The 19994-nt window shown below is 49.3% G+C and carries 18 protein-coding genes; 1 reads left to right on the top strand and 17 read right to left on the bottom strand.

The window, feature by feature from the left end:
* The 11 genes from HPT30_RS18195 to HPT30_RS18145 form a co-directional block, all read right to left on the bottom strand.
* Positions 1 to 307, bottom strand: a 307-nt coding sequence (locus HPT30_RS18195; protein ID WP_175372765.1) for an ATP-binding cassette domain-containing protein, incomplete at its 3' end; no start/stop codon positions are given.
* Complete coding sequence (locus HPT30_RS18190) at positions 304 to 1431, bottom strand: ABC transporter permease (RefSeq protein WP_175372764.1); 1128 nt, start codon at positions 1429 to 1431, stop codon at positions 304 to 306. The genes HPT30_RS18190 and HPT30_RS18195, both read right to left, overlap by 4 nt.
* An 86-nt stretch (positions 1432 to 1517) precedes the next feature.
* A complete protein-coding gene (locus HPT30_RS18185) occupies positions 1518 to 2894 on the bottom strand; it encodes a sensor histidine kinase (protein WP_175372763.1) in 1377 nt (458 codons plus the stop codon).
* Positions 2891 to 3568 carry a response regulator transcription factor gene (locus tag HPT30_RS18180; RefSeq protein ID WP_175372762.1) on the bottom strand — a complete coding sequence of 226 codons (678 nt, stop codon included), beginning with the start codon at positions 3566 to 3568 and terminating at the stop codon, positions 2891 to 2893. Before HPT30_RS18180 ends, HPT30_RS18185 begins: the two co-directional genes overlap by 4 nt.
* A gap of 103 nt (positions 3569 to 3671) precedes the next feature.
* Complete coding sequence (locus HPT30_RS18175; RefSeq protein WP_175372761.1) at positions 3672 to 4493, bottom strand: SDR family oxidoreductase; 822 nt, start codon at positions 4491 to 4493, stop codon at positions 3672 to 3674.
* Between the two features lie 78 nt (positions 4494 to 4571).
* Positions 4572 to 5018 carry a MarR family winged helix-turn-helix transcriptional regulator gene (locus HPT30_RS18170; protein ID WP_175372760.1) on the bottom strand — a complete coding sequence of 149 codons (447 nt, stop codon included), beginning with the start codon at positions 5016 to 5018 and terminating at the stop codon, positions 4572 to 4574.
* A gap of 197 nt (positions 5019 to 5215) precedes the next feature.
* The gene (locus tag HPT30_RS18165; protein WP_246317234.1) at positions 5216 to 6409 is read right to left on the bottom strand and encodes a metallophosphoesterase; all 1194 of its coding nucleotides are present in this window, start codon (positions 6407 to 6409) and stop codon (positions 5216 to 5218) included.
* Between the two features lie 209 nt (positions 6410 to 6618).
* Positions 6619 to 7029, bottom strand: a complete 411-nt coding sequence (locus HPT30_RS18160) for a bacteriohemerythrin (RefSeq protein ID WP_083205157.1) — start codon at positions 7027 to 7029, stop codon at positions 6619 to 6621.
* 127 nt (positions 7030 to 7156) lie between these two features.
* Entirely contained in the window at positions 7157 to 8062 is a 906-nt protein-coding gene (locus HPT30_RS18155) for an NUDIX domain-containing protein (protein WP_175372759.1), read from the bottom strand.
* Positions 8063 to 8207: 145 nt separating this feature from the next.
* Positions 8208 to 9071, bottom strand: coding sequence for a cation diffusion facilitator family transporter (locus HPT30_RS18150; RefSeq protein WP_175372758.1), 864 nt, complete (start codon positions 9069 to 9071; stop codon positions 8208 to 8210).
* A 246-nt stretch (positions 9072 to 9317) separates the two neighbouring features.
* The gene (locus HPT30_RS18145; RefSeq protein ID WP_175372757.1) at positions 9318 to 9821 is read right to left on the bottom strand and encodes a ferritin; all 504 of its coding nucleotides are present in this window, start codon (positions 9819 to 9821) and stop codon (positions 9318 to 9320) included.
* A gap of 258 nt (positions 9822 to 10079) precedes the next feature.
* Between HPT30_RS18145 and nagZ the strand changes: the two genes are divergently transcribed.
* Positions 10080 to 11408, top strand: a complete 1329-nt coding sequence (gene nagZ, locus HPT30_RS18140) for a beta-N-acetylhexosaminidase (RefSeq protein WP_175372756.1) — start codon at positions 10080 to 10082, stop codon at positions 11406 to 11408.
* A gap of 8 nt (positions 11409 to 11416) precedes the next feature.
* On the opposite strand, the gene HPT30_RS18135 is transcribed toward nagZ, so the two are convergent.
* The 6 genes from HPT30_RS18135 to HPT30_RS18110 form a co-directional block, all read right to left on the bottom strand.
* Positions 11417 to 12505, bottom strand: coding sequence for an efflux RND transporter periplasmic adaptor subunit (locus HPT30_RS18135; protein ID WP_175372755.1), 1089 nt, complete (start codon positions 12503 to 12505; stop codon positions 11417 to 11419).
* 30 nt (positions 12506 to 12535) lie between these two features.
* Positions 12536 to 13915, bottom strand: coding sequence for an ABC transporter permease (locus HPT30_RS18130; RefSeq protein WP_175372754.1), 1380 nt, complete (start codon positions 13913 to 13915; stop codon positions 12536 to 12538).
* Positions 13905 to 14624 carry an ABC transporter ATP-binding protein gene (locus HPT30_RS18125; protein WP_175372753.1) on the bottom strand — a complete coding sequence of 240 codons (720 nt, stop codon included), beginning with the start codon at positions 14622 to 14624 and terminating at the stop codon, positions 13905 to 13907. The genes HPT30_RS18130 and HPT30_RS18125 overlap by 11 nt, the downstream gene beginning before the upstream one ends.
* 34 nt (positions 14625 to 14658) lie before the next feature.
* The gene (locus HPT30_RS18120; protein WP_175372752.1) at positions 14659 to 17265 is read right to left on the bottom strand and encodes a hypothetical protein; all 2607 of its coding nucleotides are present in this window, start codon (positions 17263 to 17265) and stop codon (positions 14659 to 14661) included.
* A 305-nt stretch (positions 17266 to 17570) separates the two neighbouring features.
* Positions 17571 to 18908, bottom strand: a complete 1338-nt coding sequence (locus tag HPT30_RS18115; protein WP_175372751.1) for a DUF4129 domain-containing protein — start codon at positions 18906 to 18908, stop codon at positions 17571 to 17573.
* Entirely contained in the window at positions 18905 to 19993 is a 1089-nt protein-coding gene (locus tag HPT30_RS18110) for a DUF58 domain-containing protein (protein WP_175372750.1), read from the bottom strand. The genes HPT30_RS18115 and HPT30_RS18110 overlap by 4 nt, the downstream gene beginning before the upstream one ends.
* Between the last annotated feature and the right edge of the window lies 1 nt (position 19994).

Genomic DNA, 19994 nt, shown 5'->3' with positions numbered 1-19994 from the left:
CCTTCAGGTATGGGAGCAGCTGAGCGCTTTGGAACATAAAGCCGATTTTCTCCAGTCGTAGCTGGGTCAGCGCGCTTTTATCCTTGTCTTTTAACGATTCCCCGTCAATCAGAACTTCTCCGCTGGTTGGCGAGAGCAGCGCACCTGCTGTAGACAAAAAGGTACTTTTCCCGGAACCCGAGGGTCCCAGCACCGCTACGAATTCCCCCGCCTGAACTTCCAGGTTCAGGTTGTGCAGCACCGAGATGGTCGTATCCCCGTCACCATAAGTTTTGGTCACTTGCTTCATTGTTAGTTTCGCACTCATGCGTAAGCCCTCCCTATCGCTTCCAATGCATCGACTTTCGCTACTCTTACCACTGATATGAGCGATCCGCACAAGGACATGCCTATGAATAATAAGCTGGTCCACAGAATCGTCATCGGTTCAAGCTGGAACGGCATCGAATCCGGCAGCGCCATGTTCATCCCAAAGGTCAGTGCCAGACTGACAACCAAGCTCGCAATGGACAGAATCATGACCTGACCTACAACACTCCAGGCAAGGTAAGACATCTTGGTGCCCATGGCTTTGAGGATACCGAACTGGCTTGTTTTCTGAATGGTAATGACATAGAAGAAGACGGCCAGCACGAAAGCGGCAATAACAAATAGGAAAACGATCATCATGAGCAGAGAGCCTTGCTCCGCGGAATATCCCGGAATGCTCTCAATAGCCTGCTTCTGGGTAATGATCTCCACATGATCGAGCTTGCCATTAAGCTCGGCGGCCTGATCAGCGGTGATGTTCAGTGCAATAACATTAAAGGATGCCTCTTGCGGAGAGCCCCCTCCTTGGCTGGCACCTTGCTTCATCTCTTGCCATTCTTGTTGATTGATATAGACCACTGGGGTATGGCTATAGGAGCTATCCTTCACGAATCCGGCTACGGTAAAACTTTTGCCAGTCGCCTGATCACGGAGCGTACTCCCGATTGTAATGCCTGACTGCTCCAGCTTCTTATCTACGAGCACGCTGCCTGTGGTGTCATTGGTGAGCTTATCCCCCTGTACCACCTTAGGAGCCAGCATTCCGTTCATATCCACTGCAAAATAAGTAATGTCAGCCTTCACGTCATCCGCGTTGCCAGTCCCTGCCGTAACCGTGCTCATCTGAACTGCAAGCGGAGTTGCATTGGCCTCTCCGGTGACAGCCCGAACCGCCTCAAGCTCTGTACCGCCCAGCACGGAACGTCTGAAGGTATGCTCCGCGTCGCTTTGAACCGCGAAATAATTCGCAGGCATGTTCTCCACGGCGGAAATATTGGCATAAGCCAAGCCTCTTGCTAGTCCCGTAACAAACAAGACCAGAAATGAGACCAAGAGCATAATCACCATAATCAACGAATATCTGGCTTTGGAATGCCTCATCTCTCTCAGGGCTAAAAACATAGTACCACTCCTTCTACTCTGTATAGCTACAGTGTAGAAAGTGAAAATGAACGGAGTATGAATAAAGAATTACAAAAACCCACTATTTACAATAGTGGGAGGGTCACGGTGAAGATCGTCCCTTCACCTACACTGCTGGAGACCTCCACGGTTCCGGCATGTGCTTCAACAATCTTTTGCACAATGGCGAGCCCGAGGCCGCTGCTATGCGTCTCATGGGTACGCGCCCGGTCGACTTTGTAGAAACGGTCGAAGATCATCGGCAATTCTTCTTCGGCGATGCCTTCGCCAGTATCTTTGACCGATACGATACAATTTCCTCCGGCTATCTTGGAGGTGATGGCAATGGAACCGCCGACAGGCGTGTATTTTATGGCATTGGACACCAGATTCATCCACACCTGATAGAGCAAATTAGAATCAGCATGGATACTGATGTCCGCCAGATTCAGACGCACAGCGAGTTGCTTCTCGGTCAGTCTCCACTCCATAATCTGCACAACCTGACGCAATTGGGCCTTGAGATCGAAGTCTTTCTTGGTCAGCGCTTCGGCATCATAATCCAGCGAAGACAACGTAAGCAATTGCTTGCTAAGCAGCGACAGACGGCGGCTCTCTCCGTCAATAATGGTGAGGTACTCCAGCCGCTGTTCTTCCGGCAGTGAGGTTTCTCTGAGCGCATGCGCAAACCCTTGAATGGACGTAAGCGGGGATTCAATCTCATGCGAGACATTAGCGACAAACTCCTGTCGTGCCCGGTTCGTCCGTTCCAGCTCCCGGCTCATCACCATAAAATGAGAAGCCAGCTGACCGATCTCGTCCTTCCGCCACGTGTTCAGCCTGATATCGTACCGGCCCTTGGATATCCGCTTCGTGGCTGTAGTCAGCCGTGTGATTGGCCGAACAATATGAAGTACACCGATCATCACAAAGCCCAGACTGATTAGAAGCGTGAACCCGATAATCATCGCAAAAAAGATCCGCAGCTCTCCGAACTGAACCTGAGCATCCGGCCGCAGGAACAGCGCATATGTACCTTCCGCCGTCTGGATCGGCACGCCTATCGAATTCCGCAGCTGGTTGTCAAAAAAACCGGTGATAAACGGCTTGCTTGGAAACTCGGCAATTCCGTGGTATACCTGTCCTCCCAGCACCGTGTCAATCTGCTCTTTCTCCAGATCCATGACCCGGAATGGCTCGCCATAGTTTCGCTCGTCGCCTTTCCCGTTCGTCAGGTAGAGTCGATAACCAAGAGCTGCCGTGCTTTGCAGATAATCCTCCTGCGACTCCGGGTGCGTGGCAATAAACTGCTGGATTTGTACAGCCATCCCGGTCAGCTTGGCATCGTTCTCCGGCTTGACCTGCGACTGATAGTAGAGATTAGAGATCAGGAAGCCGAGCAAACTGCTCACAATAATGACAGAGCAAAATACAAGGCACATCCGAACATACAAGGACTTCATGCGTTGATCATCTCCACCTTGTAGCCGATGCCGCGCACCGTCCGGATTACAAAATCATCTTGATACCCGGCAAACCGCTGCCGCAGCCGCTTAATATGTACATCGACCGTCCGCTCATCCCCCTCGTACCCGGCTCCCCAGACCAGCTCAATCAGTTCAGAGCGCGAGAACAGCCGGCCCGGATATTGAGCCAGCTGCGCCAGCAGCTCGAATTCCTTTACAGGAAGCAGCAGGACATCATCCCCATCGTTGATCTCATAATTTTTGCGGTCAATGACAAGGGAATTCAGGCGAATCTTATCGTTGGAAGCCACCGAATAACGCCGGAACAACGCCTTCATCCGAAAGATCAGCTCCTCCGGCTCAAAAGGCTTGGTCAAATAATCGTCAGTTCCCCGCAGGTATCCCTGCTCTTTGTCACTGAGCTGCTGCCTTGCTGTCAGAAGAATGATCGGGATATCATACGTCTCACGGATATGTTGGCATAGCTCCAGCCCATCGACATGGGGCATCATCACATCGACAATCGCCATGTCCACCGTGTGCTCTTTTAACACCGTAATCCCTTCCCGGCCATCCCCTGCCTCAAGCACCTGATACCCTTCTCTTGTCAGCACATGCTTCAATAAGGTGCGGATGTTCATATCATCATCGGTCACTAGAATCTTCTTCATTGCTTCTCACTCACTCTCTGCCATACCTGGACATCATATAATGCTCCCATAGTATCAACATTAGAGCGTTTCAACAACTTTATCTAATCTGTAATGCGTTCGCTCAGTCAGCTGTGGAACGGACGAAGGGAATTATGCTCTCTTTTAGAGAAAGCAACGGCCCTCCAACAAAACGCTCCAGATCCTGTGAAGTGGATGCGGTATCGAGTCTGGACAGAAACGGGTAGATCCAGTGCTGCACCCCTGCGTCCTGCTTATGAACCACTGGCTGACCGGCTATCTCCGACAGTACCACTGCCAGCTGACGGAAATCCCACGTCTCCGAGGCAGTCAATTCATAAATGGCATTCTTATGATCGGATGAAGCCAATATGCTGGCCGTTCCAAGGGCGAGATCGCGGCGTGTAACGGTGTTGAACACCCAGTCTCCCGAAGCGGTAACCAGCTCCCCACTGACAAGAGCTTTATTTAAACCAATCACCCCGACAAAATCTGTGTATAAGGCATTGCGCAGAAAAGTGTACTTTAGGCCGGCATCGAGAATCGCCTGCTCGGTGCGCAAATGTACATTATGCTGCGGATCGGCACCCGGCTTTGGAAAGGCAAAGCTTGTATACAGAAGATGTTCGACCTTCGCTTTCTTGGCCGCCTCGATAACATGACTATGCTGAACATAGCGGATACCATCATCCGTATTTGAGCTGGAGATGAGCAGTAGCCTGGAAACCCCGGTGAAAGCTTCCTCAAGGGTCTCCGGCTGATCATAATCCACAATTCGGATCTGTACTCCCAGGGACTGCAAATACTCTGCTTTTTGCGGGTCCCGGACACCTGCAATCAACTGTTCCGGGGGAATAATCTCTGCGAGTCTTTCGATAATTTTAGTGCCAAGCTGTCCGGTTGCTCCGGTAATAAGTATCGACATGAATAACGTCCTTTCCATCTCCTGAATTTAGTTAAGTTATTAACTATATGATTAAAAAGAGTACGCTGATCCAATCAGCTACTCTCTGGTCAACTTCCGCAACAATCCCATCAGCTGATGGATTTCCTGCGGCTCCAGCCGCTGCATCCGCTCGCCCACCCCTTGCCGATTCTCTGGTAAATGCTCCTCCAGCAACGCTTCACCTTTACCAGTCAAAGAAATCACCGTCTTCCTGCCATCGGCTGCATCACTGGCCCGGCTGATATAGCCGTCCTTTTCGATTGGGGTCAGCAGCAGGCTAATATTTGCCTTGGTAACGCCGATGATCGACGCCAGCTCGGAGGGCAGGATACTGCCGCCCTGTTTGGCGATCTCTACCAGAATGCGAATTCTCGCTCCATTCAGGCCCTTGGATTGCCAGTATTTCTCGGAAACAGCCACCAGCTTAGCAGTCGTCTCCACCAGGGTAAAGAACGCCTCTGTAGGCAGCGGCTGGTTCAGTACATATTTCTGCAAATCATCCATAACTTCGTTGTCAGCTCCAATTAGTTAATAACTTAACTATATTTAAAATACACTACCACCTCAGACTTGTCAAAACTGAATTTTGTCTGCTCCTCCAACCATTACACAAAAAAGCCCCGAAGCCATAGCTTCAGGGCACACAATCATCGGTTCAATCAGACTCCAGATCATTTGATTTCGGTGATAGTTTTCGCTGATTAAACCAGCACAGTCTTCGCAGTTACCGGCTCTTCACTGTATCTCGTTCTACCTTCCGGCAAAACCTCCAGCTTAATTAGCTCGGAACGGCTGGCCAAGCGGATTGGCGGCCCCCACGTTCCGTAGCCAGAAGAGACTACTACATGGAGGTTTTCTTTTTGCAGATATCCCCAATCAAGCTCAAATAATCGTTTGGTTATCCAGTGGTTGGGTGCGATCTGGCCGCGGTGCGTATGACCCGAGAGCAGAACGTCCACACCTGCCTGAGCTGCAGCTCCAAAGCCGGTCGGCTGGTGGTCCATCATGATGACAGGCTTGGAATGGTCAATTCCCTCAAGCAGCGCAGGTACGCTCAATCTGCCGCCGGCTTCCATTGTTTCCGCAGTTTTGTCTTTACGACCTACGATATAAACACCGGCTGTCTCCACAACTTCGTCCTGCAGCACCCTGATCCCGATGCTCTTCATCACTTGAGTATATTCCTCGATGGAGCCACCGTAGTATTCATGGTTACCCAGCACAGCATATACGCCATAACGGGCTTTAAGCAGTTTTAACTGCTCGCTCATCTTATTACGAACGAACGGCTCGATGCTATCATCCAGCACATCCCCGGCCAGCAGGACAATATCCGGCTGCATGCGATTGATCTCTGCCACCATTTTTTTCAGATGACGATTGCCAACGATGTTCCCCAGATGCAGGTCAGATGCTACGGCAACGGTAAGCGGCTTCCGGGTTCCACGCGATTTGGCGATAGGCAGCGAATGATTTCGCACAACCGTACTCCAGGCATTTCTGGACCCCCAAATCAGGAACAGAGCCAACAACACCAGCAGTACCCCGCCAGCATCACTGACAAAGGAATCAGGCACCTTACCGCTCCAGTAGAGCAACAGATACACCAAATCTGTCAAAGGCAGCAGGAGAATAGCAAATTCCATACAAGCCAAGTAATATGAGCCTATGACCTTAAGCAGTCTCCCAGCTGGTTTAAGCGCCTGCGGCCATGGAATCATTCCGATGACGTATGCCAGAGCGACAACTGTAAAAAGACTCCAGAACAAGACCGGAGACGATCCTGGCACCCACTCCTGTACCAATAGCCACAGGTGATAGCCGATGTAATAATTCACTAGAACCAACCCAAGCAGCATCAATACTCCTGAGGCTATTCTTTGCAAAGTCTTCAATATGTTTCTCCCCTTTACCGCGTTCTTCTGTATCTAACTCAAATCATAACACAAACCGTTAACACAGTATAAAATCCACACAGAGAATCAGCAAATCAGCCCTGAAAAATTGTAAATTCATGCATTCCATCCAAGCATAGGCATCAGATGATCAACTCACTTAGACAACGCAAAAAACCGGCAGTTCCCTGCCGGTCCTATGTACAGATTTATACAGCCTTGCCGCGGCTGGCCATGTATTCACCAATGAGCTTGTCACATTTGTTAATGTGATTAACAAGCCAATCCGTCAAAGTACGGTTCAATTTGATCGTAGACAGAACGGATACGCCCTTGGCGTTGATCATTTCTTCAAGCTCAAGCACTGTTTTCACAAAATCCGCATGGGTCTTGCGGTGCTCCGTCAGCTCCGGAAAATCAATCTCTCCCATCAGCTCTTCTTCGTCGCCGAAATGCTCGAGTGTGTACTCTTTCAGGAATTTCAGTGTTTCCATAATCTTGTCCCGGCCCTGCTGATTCGAGCAAGCTTCGAAAAACTCATTGAGCTTCGCCAGCAGCTGCCGGTGCTGACAGTCAATCTTTTCTACCCCAATATCATAAGAATCCTTCCAGGCAATCATGGCCTCATCCCTTCGTTATCCCAAACCATTCGAATGGGAAATAAGGTATATTCTCCACCTTTTTGCATGAAAATTCAGTTAACAACATCACACGACAATTTTCTACATGAAAAATTATCGATATGAGCTATTTATGACTCCACTCCGGGTTATATCGATACAGCTTCGATGGACGATGCCCAGCATCCTTGGTGTACTCGTCCGTTTCGGTAACGGCATCGGCCATTTTACGGCGGAAAGCCGCGGCCAGCAGCTCTTTTCCAAGAATAATCTCATATACCCGCTGTAATTCAGACAATGTGAATAATGGTGGCATCAGGTTAAACACAATATCGGTATACTCAGCCTTGCCTCTCAGACGTTCAATCGCATACTCAATCATGATGGAATGGTCAAACGCTATTCCCTCGCTCTCTACAATTTCACGTGACAGCTTTTTGACACGTCCCTGTACGGACTCTACAATCCTCACAACTGCAGATAGAGTCTCTTGCTCATTCTGAAGTTTGATGCGAACCCGCTTCTCTGTCTCCATCCCCTGCTCGGTGGTTGTTGTGTGTTCAGCCTCAATTGTATAAGAGACATCGAACCAGGCTGCATCCGCAGCATCGTCCCCGGCCCGCACATCCAGCGTGGTTCGGTCAACGAGCGCCATGTACGAACAGCTAATAACCCGTGTACGCGGGTCACGGTGCACAGCTCCCCATGTAAACAACTGCTCCATATACAGATCCTCTATATTCGTTTCGCTGTATAGCTCTCGTCGTGCCGCATCCTCAATACTTTCATCTACAGCTACGAAGCCGCCCGGCAGTGCCCACTGGCCTAGGTACGGATGCTCGCCCCGTTTGATCAACAATAGCTGGAGAGATTTCTGGGGAAGCTTGCGGTAATTGTTTTGTTCCAGGTCCATCACGGTAAAAATCAGCATATCCACTGTCACCGAAGGATGTTCATACGCATCAGCATCATAAGTCGCCAGAAATTGTGCTTCAGTTAAACCATTGGCATTAGTAAGAGGGTGATCAGACATAGGTTACAGTGCTCCTTTTCTATAAAAACATTAATATTATCCAGTTGTTAATATCATATTGTAATTATACACACATCTCCCTGTGCCCAGTCAATAACGCAGAAAAACCAGGAACATCCTCATAAGAGGAATATCCCTGGTTTTATTAAACAGGCTCAATATGGACAAGCACGTAAGAAACCTGGTGACGATCTTTCAGTTGATCTTCAATTTCTTCGGTAATGTCGTGACTCTGAACCACATTCAGCTTGGCATCTACCAGCACGGTTGTATCCACCAAGACGTTATTGCCGTGTACACGGGCTTTAATATCCTTGATCGACTGCACGCCGTCAATTTCGGCTACCGTATTCTTCATCCGTTCAAGTTCCGCCGCGTCAAACCCGTCAGTGAGGTCATGTGTAGCCTTACGGAAGATATCGAATGCGGTCTTGCAGATCACCAGGCCGACGATGGTCGCTGTGAGCGGGTCTAGCCAAGGAATCCCGAACTGGGAGCCGATAATTCCGATAAAAGCACCTATACTCACCAGCGCATCTGAGCGGTTGTCCTGCGCCACAGCTTCGATAGCATTACTGTTGATACGCCGCGCCAGCTTTATGTTGTACATGTAGACTGCCATCATGATGACTGCACTTCCCGCCGCTGTCCAGGCAGCGATCAGATCGGGTGTCGCAAGTGACGGCTCCATGAATTTGTTCACACCCTGGTACAGGACCTGAAGTCCGACCGCGATCATAATAAAAGAGGCGATCATTGCCGCAATCGTCTCTGCACGGAAATGTCCGTACCGGTGATTGGAATCCGGCGGCCTGCGCGATATTTTCAGCCCCGTCAGGACAGCTATAGACGCTATAATATCCGTAGTATTGTTCAATCCGTCGGCAAGCAGCGCCTGGGAACCCGAGATCGTTCCTATGAACAGCTTGACGGCGGATAACAAAATATACGTTGCTATGCTTAGCCAGGCACCTCTTTCACCCTGTTTGATGTCTTTGTAATTATCCAAAACCAGTAACCCCCAAGCAATAGTATTGTTCTATATTACACGCAGCTAATCGGGTGGGTCTAGAGAAACAGTGTTGCCGAGTGGCGCAAGAGTTACCCCTGCCAAATAGAGTTGGAACACATGAATTTTGTTGTCTTATGCAACATAATTTGACTCTCTTCAACTTTTTAGGCTAAACGGGCGCTAACAAACATGAAAAATCCCCACAGCCAAAGGGCTGCAGGGATTAGTATGTGCTATCTGATGTTACTCTGCTGGAGCAGTAAAGCTACGGGCAGCAAACTCAGCATCCAGCATATAGAAGGCGTTGCTGTCTTTTTCGATACGTTTCAGTTTTGAGATAATGTTGCTGAACAACGCTTCTTCTTCCACTTGCTCGTCAATGAACCATTTCAGGAAGTAAATGGTCGCATGCTCGCGCTCGTCCAAGGCAATGTCTGCAAGATGGTAGAACTTCTTGGTGTTCTGTTGCTCATGAGCATACGCATGTTCAAACGCATCAAGCATCGAACTGTATTCATTCTTCGGCTCTTTGAGCGCAGCCAGTGTTGCCCGTTTGTCGCGGTCATTGAGGAATCTGTATATTTTCATTGCATGAAATCTTTCCTCTTCGGCCTGAACCAAGAAGAAATTAGCAAATCCGTCGAGACTCTCACCGGAACAATAAGCAGCCATAGCAAGGTAAACGTGAGCGGAATAGAACTCAAAGTTCATCTGTTCATTAAGTGCATTAAATAATTCGTCTTTCATGGACACGTCACCTCAAATTTTATATTTCAAAATATGTATCGATTCCTGTATATCTTATCACTCAGACTGATAATGGGGCAAGTCCGCCCTCCACCCTACTTCTCAAAATCACTTCTCAGAGCTGCTTTCCGCTACGCTTCTCCTTGGGAGAGATAGACGGAGAATGGTATTATGGAATTTAAAGGTGGATACACTAAAGCAGGTCTGAATGATACCACCTGACATTACTTTGCATAGAGGAAAGGAAGATTCTAACTGATGAAAGTAATAGAACGCCTAACGATATTTCCCTTATATAAAAAACGCTTTGCTCCCCTTGCTTCAGTTCTGCTCCTGATTCCACTTCTCAGCGGCTGTGGCAGCAGTAAGTCCTCATCCACAGTATCCATTCCGACGCCAGCCGCGGCACCAACCGTGTCAGCAGCAGGGCCGTCCACAACAGAAGCTAACACCTCAAAGCCTAATCCCGCAACGCCTACGGCAGATCCTGATCCTGTAGCCCTTCAGCTTCAGTCCCTAACCCTGGAGGAGAAGATCGGACAAATGCTGCTGGTCGGAATTAACGGCACTACCCTGGATGCGGGGGCCAAACGGATGATCACAGAGGATAAGGTAGGCGGTATTATCCTCTATAGTAACAACATTGATAATTTGCAAGGGATGGTCAAATTGGTTAATGCCATGAAGAAAAGTAATGCAGCCAATCCTGCTCCCCTGTTCATGAGTGTCGATCAGGAGGGTGGCAAAGTCAGCCGTATGCCTGCGGAGTACGCTACCATCCCTTCTAACGCCAAAGTGGGGCTCCGCAATGATGCGAATGCTGCACGAACCATGGGCACGCTGCTGGCCCGGGAGGTGCGGTCCGCCGGATTCAATATGAACTTCGCTCCGGTACTGGACATTAACAGCAATCCCAAGAACCCTGTCATCGGCGACCGTTCTTTCGGCAATTCGGCGGACACCGTTGTGAAACTGGGCATTGCTGAGATGAAAGGCATCGAGAGCGAAAGCGTTGTTCCGGTAGTGAAGCATTTCCCTGGGCATGGCGCTACCTCCGTAGACTCTCATCTGGAGCTGCCTGTTGTGAATAAAACCAGAGATCAGCTGGCCGGGCTAGAATGGCTCCCCTTCCAGGCTGCCATTAAGGAGAATGCCGATGCGGTCATGGTGGCCCATATTCTGTTTCCCAATCTGGATCCCGACAGACCTGCCTCCTTGTCCCGTACGATCATTGGCGACTTGCTTCGGGAAGAGATGGGCTACAAGGGTGTCGTTATCACCGATGACCTGACAATGGGCGCAATCATGAAGCATTTCGATCTGGGCCAAGCTGCGCTTGACAGCGTCAATGCCGGCAGCGATATACTTCTGGTCGCTCACGAATATGACAATGAGAAACGTGTCCGCGAGGCGATTCTGCAGAACGTAAAGAACGGTAAGCTCAAGGAATCGCGAATTGACGAGAGTGTCTACCGTATTTTAGCGTTGAAGCATAAATACGGATTGACTGACAACCCTGTCCCCGTTCCTGATCTTACCGTCCTCAATAAAGATGTTAAAGCTTGGCGTTCAACAATTGCTAAATAACTGTGTTGCTACTGGAGAACAACCGTATCACCGGGCTTAAGTCCGGTCAGAATCTCTGTCTTGTCGGTTGTCTCCAGGCCAATCTTGATGTCTCTCCGCTCAACCTCACCATTGCCCTTGTCCAGCATGACATAAGCAGCATCGCCATCATGAATTACGGCCATGCTGGAGACTACTGTTGCATTTTCTTTTCGGATAGCTTCAATCTCGCCATTCAGACTTAGACCGCCGATGAGATGCTCATTGGCATCAAGCTTAATAATGACTTCAAATTGCGGCACTTGACTGGTGTTATTCGTCTGTCCCGAGGCGGTAGTGGCAAATTTAGCTACCTTGGTCACTTCGCCGGACAGCTTCTCTTCTTTGAGTGCAGTCATTTTCACGTCTACCTTCATGCCGGTTTTGATCCGGAATACATCCTGCTCTCCCACCAGTGCGACAAATTCAACCTTGCTAAGATCGACAATCTTGCCGATGTACTGGTTGTCAGACACCGTCTGTGGACGTTCACTAGTGCTGTCGAAGAGGAAAATCCCACCTGCCGGAGCACGGTAAATCGCTGTATTCAGCCTTTCCTTCTTGCTGGCAAGCTCCCGGGCCTGAATCTCCGCAGTCACCTCGTTCAGTTCATCGCCGATCCGCTTGGCTTCCTGGGAAGCCAGCACCTTCAATCGATCTGCTTCGGTGGCACCCAGCGCGGCACTCTCCTCGTCCTGCTGACTCACGAAAGCATTCAGCTCCGCTTCCAGCTTGCCTTTACGGATGGTCGCTTCCTGTGTCGCAATATCGTTCTTTAGCGTCTCCTGATCCAGCGTATACAGGATATCGCCTTTCTTAACCTGTCCGCCATTCTCTACCTTCCAGGAAGTTACTTTAGAAGCAAACGGCGCATAGACGAGCGTTTCATGTTCATACTGAGATTTCCCTTTAACCTGAATCGTCTTGTTAATTGTCTCTTGGGTAACCGGGAAGGTGATACTTTGCACAGGCTCCTCCATCGGCGGTGCTTCCTGCGGCTTGAACATTTTGTCATAAGCGAAATAACCGGCTACGGCTACAATCGCTAGGATGATGACCCACTTTATAATCCTTTTCATTCCCTCGGCTTCCTTTCTGCCACAAAAATACTAATCCCGTTTGATAGCCGTGAGCGCATTGGTTCTCGATGCACTGATGGCCGGATAAATCCCTGATAAAACACCTGTCATAATGGCGAATGCGATGCCGATCGGAATCGTCATCAGCGGAATGGCGATGACAAGACCTCCCTCACTTCCACCCATACCGCCAGCGGAGCCGATTATTTTGTTCATGCCGGTAACGATCAAATATGAGAATACCACGCCCAGCAGTCCGCCCAGAAAACCAAGCAATGCAGCTTCCGTAATAAACATATTGCGTATTTGCCGCATATTAGCTCCCAGTACCTTCATGATTCCAATTTGTCGACGGCGTTGATGGGAAGACATGGTCATGGCAACAATAATGGAGATGGAGGCAATAATCAGAATGAATATCCCGACCCCGAGTGCTACTTTTTTGATCATACTAAACTGCTCTGCAAGCATTTCCTTCTGGTACAGATTCGTGCTGGTGTTCAGGGTAAGCTTCTGAATGAGCTTCTCCAACGCTACGATATTATCGATACTATCTACCTTAATAATCGCATTGTTATAGACACCTGCTTGTCCATTCGAATCATTGTTCAGATTGAGTTCATCCCGCAGTCGCTCAGCCGTTTCCAAAGACACGTAGATCTTCTTGTCATACATCGCCATATTCTCATCCATTCCTTTGGGCTTGGCGAGAATCCCCATGACTCGAATGGAGGAGCTGACAATGGACTTGCCATTGCTATAATCGGTCGATTGAAACTGTATCTGCTGCTGATACAGATCCGTTGGCATACGGCTAAGATTATCATATTGTAGCCTGAGATCATTGTTGTATGGATCATTCCCCATCGCCTCATACAGACTTTGCCTTGTCTCATTATCAATCAGACCCAGTGTCGCTCCGTAATTCAGCACGGCCATTCCTGCTAGCTCAGAAGGTCCTCCCTGCTTGAAGGTATTATCGTACTTTGTTAGCAGGCTAAGATTGGTACCTATGACCTGAATATCAGATATTTTGTTATCAATCGTGAGCATCTGAAGCCAGCCAATTTCCTGGAAAGGCGCTGCCGCATTCACATGCTTCAGTCCAGAGATGATCTCCAGCTTCTGGCGGGTCAGCTTACCGGGATCGAGCTTCTCGTTATCCCCTTCCCCCTGGCTCCCATTCTTCCCTTGGTTGGGTACGCCACTGTTGGGGGTTACAGTGATCTCATCCATTTTGAATCGGCTGTTGATCTCTTTCTCTGTGTATGCCTGCGCCGAATCTCCGAGACTGAGTGCAACGATAATGGCAGCACATCCGATAGATATCCCTGCCATACAGAGACCTGTAACCACCTTGCGCCGTTTGATCTGATCCCAGGCCAGACGCGAAATATCCCTAACTCTCATCCTGCTCTCCTCCTTTGGACTCCACTTCGGTAGGAGGCTGTTCTCCGGTGATCATAAATCCGTCCCGCAGTGTGAAGATGCGCTGCATCTGCTCTGCGACCTCGATTTCATGCGTAACAACTATAAAGGTTGTATTCATTTTTTTGTTCAAATCAAGCAGAATCGTGATGATCTCTTCCTCTGTTTTGGAATCCAGGTTCCCGGTCGGTTCATCCGCGAAAATAACGGATGGCTCCGTGATCAGGGACCGTGCGATACTTACACGCTGCTGCTGACCACCAGACAGCTGGGCAGGGAATAGATCGGCTTTATCTGGAATGCCTACCGCCTCCAACAGCTCCAGCGCCTTCTTCTTGCGCACGGATGGAGCCACAGACTGGAAAACCAGCGGCAGCTCCACGTTCTCACGTACTGTCAGGCTAGTGATAAGCTCATACGCCTGAAAAATGAATCCGATATTTTTTCGTCTGAATTCAGACAGTTTGTTCTCGCTCATTTTCACAATATCATGGTCGGCAATGTAAATATGTCCTTCCGTAGGCTTCATCAGCCCTGCCATCAGGTTGAGCATGGTCGACTTCCCGGAGCCTGAGCTGCCCAGCAGCGCGACCATCTCGCCCTTCTGAACCGAGAAGTTGATATCATGCAGCACGGCGGTTGTTTCATTGCCGTTCTTGAAAGAATGGGTTACTTTTTCCACTCGCAACATACAAGCTGCTCCTTCTGTACTTTAATAGAGGGTCCTATTTGTCTGGCGTCGGCGCTCTGTCAATGAACAACGAGTACGCCTGGCTGGCCAGCTCAATCCGTTCGCCCTGGAACTCGTCATAGAGCGTGATCCGGTAAGCTCCTCCGGCCAGTTTCTTGTAAACCGGGTTACTGAAGGAGAGATTAATTATATTGTTACTGCCTTCATTAAGATCTGTGCCGATAGCCAGACTCTTTTCCTGGGATTGGCCATAAGGATCTGTCATTTTGAGAACCAGCTTGTGGTTAAAGGTCCCCATATCATAGCTGACATCACGCAACAGATTATAGCTCATCACGATATTGATCGTATCTGTTCCCTGCAGGTTCCGACCCTCGGAACTGAGCATGGACAAGGTATAAGGGTACAGTGTGACTTTCAACAGATTGTTCTCCGGCGGAGTCTCCACTGGATTGAGATCCAGTGAGGCAATGTTAATGAATCCGGTCGGCTCCTGTCCCGGTTCACTGAGCTTGTTGCCAGTGATGCCAGGTCCCAAGTATAGCGCAACATCGGACAAATTCACCGACTTAGGAACCTTTGCCCAAAATGTGACTAACTGCTTGCCACCTGGTGTTGCGGAGGTGTCCGGCTGGTTGGATACCGCTTCGTACAGTTCACCGTTCGGCGTCGCAAAGTAGCCTTGGAGACGGGCCATCTTACTCTGTCTCTTCTCTTCGCTACTCAGCAATAATTCGGAGTATACAATGTTGGAGTTAACGCCTTCATAGATCGTAGTCTTATTCTCCTGAACCTTGGCATTCTTGCCTTTAGCAATGATATCGTAGCTTCCTCCACGCTCAATCTGCGCCACAGCATTGATCATACTGTCTGTAGTGAACGACAGGAAAGAGACAGTCTCTTCTTTGACGGTTGTATACAGGTTAACACTTAGTTTATCGAACCTCTGTGTATACGGAACTTTGGCCATCACGTATATGTCCGCCGATTTACCAGGTGCCAGCGATTGGAACTCCTTGTCCATGAACAATTCAGTCGAACCGGTAAGATCATTGTTGTCCAGTTTGACGGCGCCTTTTAGATCAGGCAGAGACAGGTTTACAGACTGAGTGTTATTGATATTCAGCTTCGCAACGATGATATCGTCGTCTTTCCACGGAAAACGCTGCACAGAAAGCAGACGGTAATTGAAAGTCCCGTAATCATTCGTTGTTCTATAATCCAGCCCCTTCTGTGTATCCGGTCTTAACGTATAAGGGATGGTGAAATATGCCACTGGAACGGTCAGCTTGGCCGTATTACTGCCAGCTCCCGAACCTGTTCCGGCATCGCTGCCACCACTTCCGGTATTGTCCGGTGAGATTGATTTATCTGGCGCAGAACCAACGGATTCAATCATTTGCAGCTGTAACGTGTTCTGTTCAACCGACAGCGGAATTTGGGCCTTAAGCGAGATCACTTTCTCCTCAAGCGGCTTCAAGAGAAGTCCGTTAATTCCATTTGCGTTTACCGGGAATGAGGTTCCTTTGGCAGATTTCACGGCCAGCTCATAACTCGGCAAGGTGACGGCCTTGTTCCCGGTATTCTTGAAACGGAGTTGGAAGGTCCACATACCGGTTTCATTCTCAGCATAGACCGCTGCATTACTCAGCTGGGTTTCTACAGAGTTATTGTTAATAATGATTTTTTTAGTAACACCCTTGGCGACCGTCAAATCAGGTGTTGTAGCAGCCGGAAGCTTATAAGCGGACTGTGGAAGGTCCACCTTCAGTGTCTCGTCCCTCTGTACGAATTGCAGTCTCATATTATCGGTCTTTAGGTAGGATGGAATTTCGGTCAAATAATAGATCGTTTTCTTCTCTTGCGGTTGTATTTTGTACCCGGCCTGCGAACTGTCTAAAGCCAGCTCAAAAGCGGTTCCGCTTGCCGATACCAGGTAAGCCTTATAACCGGGATCGCTGAGTACTTTGTTCCCTTTATTAGTTACATTCAGGCCAATCTTGGCGTAGACTTTACTGCTATATTTATAGATTTGGAAAGATTCTGAAGACGCAGCAACAGGAATGTCGCTCATAGTGGTATTCAGGATTTTCCCATGAAGTGTCGACTGGGAATAGCTTGCAGGAACGCCTATGGATCCCGCTTGCCGCAAATAGCCCTTGGCTTTGGCGTCCCAGACATACATAGCGATCTTGATGCCGTTCAGGGAGTTGGTCTTGCCAACGTTAACATAATAGGTTACACGCAGATTTTGCTTGGAATCGATACTTTTCTTCAGTGCATCTGCCGTTACCGGAGTGCCGGGGATAACCGTGCCTCCAGAAGTGACCACCCGTGAAAAATAATTGATCAGACCGGCTTTGCTGCCGCCCCCGTTGGCATAATTCAGGGTATACGTGAGGATGTTCCCTCCCGCTTGAGGCCACAGCCTGATATCCTCAAGGGTAGCATTAACCCCTGCTCCCAGCTGTACACTGCCTAGATTGGTTGTTGTACTTGGTTCCAGAGCCGCTACTTTGGTCGGTGAATTGACATTATTAGTAGTTTTGACTGGAGCTGCAGACGCTGAGTAAGCCGATAGTTGACTGATAATAAAAGTGCTAAGCAGCATGGCTACATATGTACGTCTATGTTTTCTCATTGATTTCCCTCCAAACGTATTTACAAAGATTATTATAGAGGCTAACACTATGGGAATTGTGTCCAAGTTGTAACCCTTATGTTAGAGTTGTACAAAAGAATAGACGAGGAGGTCATTTCTATGATGCCGGGGACGGCGATTGCTATCAAAACCGCAGCCTGCGGGGCACCGTCATTGCTAGAATAGTCTCACTTATGAGTTTACGCTTCTTGTTCTAATTGGGTTTCAATTGGAAATTAATATTCGAGAAAAAAGCAGCAGCCGTAAACGGGCTGCTGCTTTTTTTGGGACTATCTATAGGAAATTCAGGATTTCGATTTATGAAACACCGTGATCTGTGCCACATCTGCATCGGTAGGTTCTTCCTGACCGTACCTGGCCTGATCATACAGATCAAGCAACCTCTCTTCCGGCATGGTGGCAGTGTCACTGCTTCCTTTGCGTTTCCGGTTTCTGCCAGCGCTCCACAACGCCGCGTCGGCTCCTGTTTCTTGCGGGGTCAGATGCTTCTTGATCTCATAGCCGTTCTCCTGCTTGGAACGCAGCCACTGGCGGTACAGCCATCTCACCCGATCCCTGTTGCCCTGCATATGCTCCCAGCGATCCCGACTTCCCCCGCTAACAGCCGTGGTCCAGAATTGTTTGAAATTCTGCAACGTTTTCTCCCAGGCAAAAACACTACTCTCTTCATCCTGATAAGTCTCATTGCCACGGCTCGGCTGCTTACGCATCAATAAAGCTAGAACAGCGGCAATGGCTTTGTGCAGCAGGCCGCCAGTGTTTTTGTAGAGCCAGCGCAAAATGTAAAAGGCAACTATTGCGATCACAGCTGCTACGATAACATAGGACAGTACGTTGAAGATATGCGCTATAAGACCAGGGTCATTGGCTTCCGCCGGCGGCATTTCTGGTGTAGCACGTGCTGGTTCATTCGGCTGCAGAGGAGTTTCTTCCGAGCCGGATAACAATCGGGCGATCCAGGACAATAGCTGGCGAAGTCCGCTGAAGAGCAGACCACCGATCATTCGCCCCGCTCCTGACGCCAGTGCTACCGCTGCAACCACGATGAGGAGTACAGAAATACGGTTATGGAGTCGCAAGCCTGTCGGCAAGGATGAAGTCCGGCCGGAAAGTGAGGTATAACGCAAATGATCGCTGTTCGATGCCAGGAGAACAATTATGACACTCAGACTACCGCACCAGGTAAGGAGTGTCGTCCATGGCTCAAGCTGTGAAACTTTTGGAAACACTATAGCGGCTAAAAAATAGAGACCGATTCCGCTGTAATACGTTTTATTCCGGCCAATTCTAGACTCGGTAGTCAGACCGAGATAGGTACAGATAAGACAAGCAACAGCCAAAGAAATACCTGATAATGATACTCCAGAAAACAGAAGCCCGGCCACCGCTCCCAGCAGTAAGGACACTCCTAACTGTTTCCACCTGATATCGCAAAGAGATCGCAGCAGCACGCCAGACAATGACAACAGTGCAAATAATATCATCCATAGCGGTGTCATATGCTCAGGAAGAAGGTATGTGGCATACAGCATCAGAAGAGGCAAAAATAACAGCAGCTCCATCAGCACATGAGCCCAAAACATCAATGAATATTGCAAAAATTTCCAGGAAGGGTGCTTCATGCGCTCTCCCTCCCTTGCTCCGGAATGGTCAGCCACTCCACACCATTGCCTTCCTGCATAAGCTGGCCGGCCGCTTCCAGCAGATCCGCGCCCTGATGACAGGTTATGATCAGATAGTCTGTATCTCTGGTACCGTTCTCGGCCTGCAGCTCCAAGAGGCGGTTCATTGGCAGTGTCCGGTCAAGTGTCAATCGCGCGAGAAGCCCCAACATCTCCTCTTGCTGAGCTATGGGGCCGGACAGGACAGGCTCACGGGCATCGCCATCTACTAGCCTCCCGTTGCAGATGAACCCGGTCTCAATGCCATGATCCAGTGCATAGCCGGCAACAGCCGCTGCATAACGAATGCCAAGTTCTATTCGTTCCACATCCGTTATGTTCCTCCACATGGATTCGCTAACCTCTACATTGAGACAGATCATCAGCCGGGAATCAGCTGAATAATCATTCTTGTGAACCTGCATCACTCCGGTACGCGCCGTAGCCTTCCAGTTGACCATGCCCATGGAATCTCCTGTGCTGTACTCACGGATGCCTGCAGTCAGAAATGGGTCTTCTACAATCCAGCGCTTGATGGCCAATTCGCCCAGCCAGCTGTGCACCGGCAGAGGGATCTCATCAAAGCTGATAAGTTCGGGATAAACCAGCAGTTCCAGCTGAAGAGGAAAGGTCTTAACGACCCGACTAAAGCCGAACAGGTCTCCAGTAGTCATGGTCACCGATTCCAGTGTATAGAAGCCCCTCCGTTCACCAACCAAGGTATGGCGACGTTTGATGTGACGGTAGGAGCGTAAATAGAACAGGCTGACATGATTCTGGTAGATGTCACCCGAACTGATACCCAGATTCTCCTGTCTGCCGAATTCCAGCCCTGTAGCGATACTGGATTCCATCCGCAACCAAGGAAGCGGCAACAGCTTGGCATTCACTATCTCTTCAACCATCTCCAGCTCCTCGCCTGCATAGACGGCTTTTCTGGAGAAATAACGGTCGTAGCTTAACGCCTTCAGCGCATTCTTCTGATAAATGAAGGATAAGATTAGCAGCAACGCTGCAGCGAAGAGGATGAACCACACTAAAGCCATG

The organism is Paenibacillus agri (assembly GCF_013359945.1).
Taxonomy (GTDB): Bacteria; Bacillota; Bacilli; order Paenibacillales; family Paenibacillaceae; genus Paenibacillus_AQ; species Paenibacillus_AQ agri.
This window is presented reverse-complemented; position numbering and strand designations above follow the sequence as displayed.